7 protein-coding genes and 2 pseudogenes are annotated in these 6,316 nt (G+C 56.2%); 3 read left to right on the top strand and 6 right to left on the bottom strand.

The window, feature by feature from the left end; genetic code table 11:
- The 3 genes and pseudogenes from AB4Y34_RS40575 to AB4Y34_RS40565 all read left to right on the top strand — a co-directional run.
- Positions 1-98: DUF6429 family protein (locus tag AB4Y34_RS40575; RefSeq protein WP_368719058.1), on the top strand; the 98-nt coding region annotated here is incomplete at its 5' end.
- Between the two features lie 43 nt (positions 99-141).
- Positions 142-337 (top strand): annotated as a pseudogene (locus AB4Y34_RS40570) (hypothetical protein); the annotation flags it as partial.
- A gap of 75 nt (positions 338-412) precedes the next feature.
- A complete protein-coding gene (locus AB4Y34_RS40565; RefSeq protein WP_176369865.1) occupies positions 413-622 on the top strand; it encodes a hypothetical protein in 210 nt (69 codons plus the stop codon).
- 575 nt (positions 623-1,197) lie between these two features.
- Here AB4Y34_RS40565 and cyoD read toward each other — a convergent pair.
- From cyoD to AB4Y34_RS40535, 6 genes and pseudogenes are all read right to left on the bottom strand, one after another.
- Positions 1,198-1,524 (bottom strand): cytochrome o ubiquinol oxidase subunit IV, encoded by a 327-nt coding sequence (gene cyoD / locus AB4Y34_RS40560; RefSeq protein WP_176369866.1) that lies wholly within the window; start codon positions 1,522-1,524, stop codon positions 1,198-1,200.
- Positions 1,524-2,135, bottom strand: a complete 612-nt coding sequence (cyoC, locus tag AB4Y34_RS40555; protein ID WP_368719181.1) for a cytochrome o ubiquinol oxidase subunit III — start codon at positions 2,133-2,135, stop codon at positions 1,524-1,526. Before cyoC ends, cyoD begins: the two co-directional genes overlap by 1 nt.
- Positions 2,135-4,144: a cytochrome o ubiquinol oxidase subunit I gene (cyoB, locus tag AB4Y34_RS40550; protein ID WP_368719180.1), complete on the bottom strand. Its 2,010-nt coding sequence runs from the start codon at positions 4,142-4,144 to the stop codon at positions 2,135-2,137. Before cyoB ends, cyoC begins: the two co-directional genes overlap by 1 nt.
- A gap of 6 nt (positions 4,145-4,150) precedes the next feature.
- Positions 4,151-5,047 carry a ubiquinol oxidase subunit II gene (cyoA, locus tag AB4Y34_RS40545; RefSeq protein WP_176369869.1) on the bottom strand — a complete coding sequence of 299 codons (897 nt, stop codon included), beginning with the start codon at positions 5,045-5,047 and terminating at the stop codon, positions 4,151-4,153.
- 83 nt (positions 5,048-5,130) lie between these two features.
- A complete protein-coding gene (locus AB4Y34_RS40540) occupies positions 5,131-5,769 on the bottom strand; it encodes an OmpW family protein (RefSeq protein ID WP_368719179.1) in 639 nt (212 codons plus the stop codon).
- A gap of 431 nt (positions 5,770-6,200) precedes the next feature.
- A pseudogene (locus AB4Y34_RS40535) lies at positions 6,201-6,316 on the bottom strand (IS5/IS1182 family transposase); the annotation flags it as partial.

The following is a 6,316-nucleotide window of genomic DNA, read 5'->3' as shown; positions in this document are numbered from 1 at the left end:
ACAGGACGAAGTCTGTGATCTTTACCGAAGAAGGACTGCGTGAGTCCGAGCGGCTCTTTAAACAGCATTTCGTCATTCCAGAAAGACCGGGAAATTGATTCAACGAACTTCTAACTCACGACACTAGATCGAGGGAAACCCATGGCGGCCAACACATCGCTGCGCTCTCAAGTCGAAAAGCTCGTTGGCCCGACGCGCGACTACTGGGCGCGTGTCCGCCTGCTGGACCGCTTCCTTTCACGTAGGAACATGCCGCGCGCGCATACAGATGGATCGGCCGACCGGTGCGTGCTCGGTCTTCCTCTCTCGCCATGCCGACGCCACGTGGCACGTCTTCTCACCCGCCCCCTCCGCCAGAAAAGCGGAGATGCTGCACCGCCGCCTCATCGTTCAGCGAGCCGGAGAAAGACATATGCACGACGATGCCTTCAGCATTCTGCCGAAGGAAGTGAGCCAACTTCACGCGTGGCTCAGCGACTGGTACGACCATGCATTCGCCGCGGGCTACATTCACCCGCCCTTCACTCTTGACGAAGTGACCGCCGACCGGCTGGAAGGCTATTTCACGGCGGGCCTGACGCCAGCCGAAGGCGCAATTTTGTTCTTCGGCGCCGTGCATTGAGCGCAAGCGCTGATGTTCGAAGAACCCGGCTCGATGTGCATGTCGACCACGACCGCGAGTGCCGGATGTCGACGTCCGAAGCGTGGTCACGGCTTTTCGCGTCCGATACGGCCTTGATCACGCCTGCCGCCTCGCTAATCATAGGCCTTACCATTGGCCGGTTCTCAGGGGCGCGATGCAAGTTACTCCGTATATCTTTCAACTTGCTCGCGTCGCTTCAGCACACCGAACTCACTTGTAGCTAAAGTACTGTCGCCAGCAGCGTAAGCACGGCGACTGAGCCCTTGGTCCCTGAAAAGTGCCGGCAAAAAGCGATGATAGCGAACCGAACCCGCGGCATTCACTCGCCGTCGCTCGAAACGGACGGGCCATAACTCGCTTATTTAGGTGAAACTGCAAGCGATCAACCAAATGGGCGGATAGGTGTACGGATCACATGGTAGAGGAACATTTTCCTGATGCGATCCTGTTTAGTGGACCAGAATCGGCGCTTCGCGGGCGCCCAAGGTCGCATGTAAGGGGATGCAGGGCTAGTGCATGTCCGGCGCCGGAAAGCAAAACCCGCAGGCAACTGACTAACGCGACATCATCAGCATCTCGACGTTCCGCATCACCCAGACCGTGCCGAGGATCAGGAACGCAGCGGCCAGTATGGTGTAGCAGAGTGAAAGCACGTTCCATCCCTGCCCAGGCGAGAGGGTCAGATGTAGGAAGCACACAAGGTGCACGACGACTTGCAAAAAGCCGAGTACGGCGATCGCGATCATGGCCGTAGTTGCATCGATGGCATCGTACAGCCCGACACCGAATGCGCCGGCCGTAAGTAATACCGAAAGAAAGAAGCCCGCGAGATACCTAGTGAGGCTGCCATGCGACCCCGCGTGAGTCTGTGCATAAGCCATTAGAGCATGCTCCCCAGATAGACGAAAGATAACACGAAGATCCATACTACATCGAGGAAGTGCCAGAATAGGCTCAGGCACGTTAGCCGCCGGACCTCCTGCTCACCAAGCTGAGGCACCCGCAGCACTTGAATCATCAGTACGAGCATCCACAGCAGGCCGAAGAAAACGTGAATTCCGTGCGCAGTGACGAGCGTAAAGAAGGCCGAGAGAAACGCGCTGCGCTGCGGACCCGCGCCTTCCGCGATCAGCTGCGAGAACTCGCGAAGTTCGAGCGCGAGGAACGACGCGCCAAGAATGAATGTGATCACGAGCCAACCGAGCACGACACCGCTCCTTGCCCGCGGCACACCCAACATCGCGAAACCATAGGTGATACTAGAAAGCAACAGCACAGAGGTTCCCAGCGCCACGCCCGATAGATCGAAGAGATCGTGACCCGTAGGGCCACCGGCGAACTGGTGCCTCAGCACGCTGAACGTAGCAAAGAGCGCCGCGAACAGCATACAGTCGGTCATCAGATACACCCAGAAGCCGAACACCGAGTGCGATTGTGGATGATCTTGATAATCGACTTCTGAAAAATCTACGCCAACGGCTTTCTGTAACATCAGTAAGCCTCCTCGGCGACTGGACCGTTAATGCCCATCGGGACACTGCTGCCAAACCGCCGTTCTTCGATCTCACGGACCATCGCCGCGGGAATGTAATATCCGTCGTTCTTGTCGAAGCTCTTTATGATGATCGTGAGGACGATCCCAATGAAACCTAGCAAAGCGAGCCACGCGATGTGCCATACGGCCGCGAAACCCAGCACCAAGCTGCACATCCCTGTGAAAAAACCCGCCGACGTATTGGATGGCATATGGATGTCCACGTACTTTGACGCCAGCCCAAGGCCGCGGCCCGCTTCTTTCATGTCCGCGAAGGCGTCAATGTCCTCCACTTGCGGAATGAGAGCGAAGTTGTAGACCGCCGGCGGTGAGGAAGTTGCCCATTCGAGCGTGCGCCCATCCCATGGATCGCCTGTCATATCCTTGCATTCGGCCTCGTTGCGGTTCACGAATGCCATCACCCACAGCAGAACCTGTAACAGGATCCCCACCGCGATGATCGCTGCGCCGAGCGCCGCAACGATGAAGTATGGTTGCCATTCAGCCACATCATAGTGATTTGTGCGGCGCGTCGCGCCCATGAAGCCGAGCACATAAACAGGTACGAAGGCCACATAAAAGCCGACGAACCAGCACCAGAACGACGCCTTGCCGAGCTTGTCATCGGGCTTGACACCGAACACCTTCGGAAACCAGTACTGCAGGCCAGCTAAATAGCCAAACACCACACCGCCAATGATGGCGTTATGAAAATGAGCGACCAAGAAAAGCGAATTGTGCAGCACAAAGTCCGCGCCCGGGATCGCCATCATCACGCCGGTCATGCCACCGATAGAGAACGTCACCACGAAACCGATGGTCCAGAACACGGGCGCGGCGAATTGAACGCGCCCGCGATACATCGTGAATAGCCAATTGAAGATCTTGACGCCGGTTGGAATCGCGATAATCATTGTGGCGATGCCGAAAAATGCGTTGACGTCGGCGCCTGAGCCCATGGTAAAGAAGTGGTGCGCCCAAACAAGAAACGAAAGTAACATGATCGCACACGATGCGTAGACCATCGTCCTGTAACCGAATAGCGGCTTCTTGCAGAAGGTAGCCATCACTTCCGAATAGATGCCGAAAGCGGGCAGCACCAGAATATACACTTCGGGGTGGCCCCACGCCCAAATCAGGTTCAAGTACAGCATGGCGTTGCCACCAAGTTCGTTCGTGAAGAAGTGCGTGCCAATATAACGATCGAGGCCAAGCAGCGCTACCGCGACCGTGAGAATGGGAAACGTCGCCATGATGAGGACATTCGAGCAGAGCGCCGTCCATGTGAACACGGGCATCTTCATGAGCGACATCCCCGGCGCGCGCATCTTGATGATTGTGACAAAGAAGTTCACGCCCGACATCAAGGTGCCGACACCCGAGAGCTGGATCGCCCATATATAGTAGTCCACTCCAACGCCAGGACTAAATTTCAGCTCGGAAAGCGGCGGATACGCGAGCCAGCCGACCTTCGCGAATTCGCCAGCTACGAGGGACAGATTGATCAACACCGCGCTGACTGCGGTCAACCAGAAGGAAAGCGAGTTCAGGAACGGAAACGCCACGTCGCGCGCGCCGATCTGCAATGGCACGACGAGATTGAAGAAGCCTACCATGAGCGCCATCGCCATGAAGAAGATCATGATGACGCCATGCGCCGTGAAGATCTGATCGAAGTGATCCGGCGGCAGATAGCCTGGCGAATTGAACGCGACGGCCTGTTGAAGGCGCATCATTACGGCGTCGGCAAAGCCGCGCACCAACATGAGCACGGCCACGATCATGTACATGACGCCGATGCGCTTGTGGTCCACGCTCGTGAGCCACTCGACCCAGAGGTACTTCCACTTACCTTCGAAGGTGACCAGCCAGAACACGCCGAAGACAACAAGCGCCATGAACACCGACGCCCCCATGATGATGGGCTGATCGAGCGGCATCGCGTCTAATGTGAGTTTTCCGAACATGGCTGTTTACCCCTTGGTTACGCACGATGAGACAGTGAAATCCGCGACGTTGCCGTTGTTGTATTTGCCGACGATTTTGTCGAAAAGCCTCCGGTCGACCTTCGAGAAGTACTGCACGGGCGCGTTTGCCTGCGGCTGCGTGACCGTTGCGTACCGATCCATCGTAAGCTGGGTCGATGAAGCTTTTACCGTCTCCACCCACGCATCGAAGCCCTGCTGGCTCGTAGCCACCGTACGGAACTTCATGTCGGAGAAGCCTTTGCCGCTGTAATTCGACGAGAAGCCCGTGAAGTCGCCCGCTTCGTCGGCGATCAGGTGTAACCGGGTTTGCATGCCGGCCATCGCGTAGACTTGAGTGCCAAGTTGCGGGATGAAGAATGAGTTCATCACCGAGTCCGACGTGATGCGAAAATTGACCGGCGTGCTCACAGGCACCGCCAATTCGTTCAGTGTAGCGATGCCGAGGTCAGGATAGATAAAGAGCCATCTCCAGTCGACCGCGACGACTTCGACGTTGATGGGCTTCACGTCTGATTCCAGTGGTTTATAAGGGTCGAGCTCATGCGTGGTACGCCACGTAAGGATGGCGAGGAACAGAATGATGGCAGCGGGTATGGTCCAGACCACCACTTCAATCGCCGTTGAGTGAACCCAAGTCGGGACGTAGCGTGCGCTGCGGTTCGACGCGCGGTAGCGCCACGCGAAGGCAAGCGTGAGGATAATAACGGGCACTACGATCAGCAGCATGGCCCATGTGGCCGAGGCGATGAGTGATCTCTCCGCCGTGCCTACGCTACCCTTGGGACTCAGCACGAGAAAGTTGGGTTTGCACCCAGCAAGAGAAACGAACAGCCAACCACCGATGGGGATTAACCACTCTTTAAAAGCTTTCCTGTCTGTCATGCCCATCTTCTCCCAAGTTGCCACTGTACAAGGAGCGAAGCCAGCCGTTCACTGAACGGTCTGTCGCTTGAGATTCGCAACGTCTAGAACTTCACCCCGATGCCAATACCAATGACCAGCGGATCGATATGCAAGGTGCCAATTGACGAGCCGCTAAGCGATGCGTCAGTCTTCATCCATATCTTCTTGATGTCGGCGTTAACAAATAGACTCTTTGATGCCTGCACGTCAATCCCGACCTGCAGTGCAGGACCAACGCTGTGATTCTTTATAGAGACGGGTACACCTCCCGCGTGCAATCCGTTGTTATAGAAGAGCGTGTAGTTGAGTCCGGCACCAACGTACGGTCGAACGCGTCCCGCATGATTAAAATGATATTGCAATAACAATGTCGGTGGCAGCACGTTAGCGCCACCAAGGTCGCCGAGATTCGACGTCAGGTGATGACGTGAGGTACCAAGAATCAACTCCACGCCGATGCTGTCCCGTACCATATAAGTGAAATCGACCTCTGGCACCAGCGCGTTGCTTACGCCGACATCGAGCGCGGAAAGCGTGTCAGTCCTGCGAACTTGCGGCTCAATGCTTATCGCGCGGAGGCGTACCAACCAATCACCTGCGTAGTTTCCGACGACTGCACTGTCAGCGGCGTTAGCTGCGTGCGGTCCAAATGGTGACATAAGGAGTAGTGCAGCAGCCACATTGCGGAGTTGCTTTATCATTGTCATTACCTTTAGCCATTAACCTTCTGCACTGTGCACGAATTTGTGGCCGATAGCGTTGATCGCAATCAACTGATGTTTTACGCAGTGCTTGTGTGCGTTACCGCGTCGCAGACCATATAAATTCTTGCACTTCTCCGTCCGCGCTCCGAATTGCGCAATGCGTCCCGAAATGCTTTTCAGCCGATCGTGGGATGGCGATCTGCCGTGTAGCTCGCCGTGACACTAACTAGCGTTATGAATGGCAAAATGCAGCGCGGAGAAGTCGATCTTCGTCTGCTGGTCGACTAACCGCCGACGCTTCGCGAAAGGTCCGGCGCAATCGTCGCGCCGCTCCTAATTGTCGATTCTTGCCTTCGCGCTGCGGTATTGAGGATGCTATTGGAACAGCAGCGCAGACGAAGCCAGCGATGTCGAGCAACTAGAGCGTGTTAGGAACTTTGAAGTACTGGCACGGCGTGGACAAGCATGAGCATTGCGAAGACGACGAAATGAAGCCCAGCGAGAGTTTCGGGAAGCCGTTCATAGTCACGTGCGAGACGCCGGA

Origin of the sequence: Paraburkholderia sp. BR10954, from assembly GCF_040965775.1 — a bacterium.
GTDB classification, from domain to species: Bacteria; Pseudomonadota; Gammaproteobacteria; order Burkholderiales; family Burkholderiaceae; genus Paraburkholderia; species Paraburkholderia youngii.
Note: the sequence above shows the minus strand (reverse complement) of the source record. Positions and strands in the feature narration are given on the sequence as shown.

Bases quoted from the DNA above. Each gene is read 5' to 3' on its own strand.
- AB4Y34_RS40565 (WP_176369865.1), top strand. From the start codon at position 413: ATGCACGACGATGCCTTCAGCATTCTGCCGAAGGAAGTGAGCCAACTT.
- cyoD (WP_176369866.1), bottom strand. From the start codon at position 1,524: ATGGCTTATGCACAGACTCACGCGGGGTCGCATGGCAGCCTCACTAGG.
- cyoC (WP_368719181.1), bottom strand. From the start codon at position 2,135: ATGTTACAGAAAGCCGTTGGCGTAGATTTTTCAGAAGTCGATTATCAA.
- cyoB (WP_368719180.1), bottom strand. From the start codon at position 4,144: ATGTTCGGAAAACTCACATTAGACGCGATGCCGCTCGATCAGCCCATC.
- cyoA (WP_176369869.1), bottom strand. From the start codon at position 5,047: ATGACAGACAGGAAAGCTTTTAAAGAGTGGTTAATCCCCATCGGTGGT.
- AB4Y34_RS40540 (WP_368719179.1), bottom strand. From the start codon at position 5,769: ATGATAAAGCAACTCCGCAATGTGGCTGCTGCACTACTCCTTATGTCA.